Source organism: Devosia psychrophila (genome assembly GCF_000971275.1).
Taxonomy (GTDB): Bacteria; Pseudomonadota; Alphaproteobacteria; order Rhizobiales; family Devosiaceae; genus Devosia; species Devosia psychrophila.
Window position 1 is genome coordinate 1 of the sequence record NZ_LAPV01000217.1, and the last position, 685, is coordinate 685.

At 60.4% G+C, this 685-nt stretch carries 1 protein-coding gene; it reads right to left on the reverse strand.

What is annotated here, in order from left to right; translation table 11 throughout:
• On the reverse strand, positions 1–621 hold a 621-nt coding region (trbG, locus tag WH91_RS20960; protein WP_248305840.1), incomplete at its 3' end, for a P-type conjugative transfer protein TrbG.
• Positions 622–685 lie beyond the last annotated feature (64 nt).

The window sequence follows — 685 nt, forward strand, 5'->3', positions numbered from 1 at the left end:
GGCCAGGGCCGACGGGAATTGGATGTAGGTTTTGAGGCCATCGGTGTAAATGCGGGTGGGCTTCCAGCGTGCAGCCCCCTCGATGCGGAATCCAAAATCCAGATTCTCGGCTGGAACCCCTGCCCCGTCGATGACGCTGGCTTCCATCCGGGCGTTGATTTCGCCAAGCTTGGCAGCAACGTCGCCAGGATACTCAAAGCCAATCCGGGCCATGTATTCCGTTGCGTGGGAGCGCAATTGCACGTGGTAGGTTCGACGCGATGTGGTCACCACCATTGAGGTTTCAATGCCGGCTTCAGACGGCTTGACGATGAGGTGAACCGCTTGGGCGCCGGCAGCCCCCGAGGTCGCAGGATCTACCTTCCAGCGGACGCTATCGCCCACGAGCACGTCGCGGACCACTTCGCCGGCTTGAAGCTCAATATCGCAAACCTGCAACGGTGAGCAGACGACCGACGGCTGGACTTCGCCGAACAGGAACACCACTTTGCCATCGGGGCCGCGTGTAACCACCCCCTGCCCTTCCTGCCACTCGCCGGACAGATAGGTGCCTTTCGCCTCATTGGCGCTCATCTCTTGGGCGCTGACACTGCCGAGGCTGCATAAGGTAACGGCCAGCATCAACAGCGGAGTGGCGGGCGATGGGTTCGAATAAGAGTATCGAGATATTGTCATAGCTGGGCGG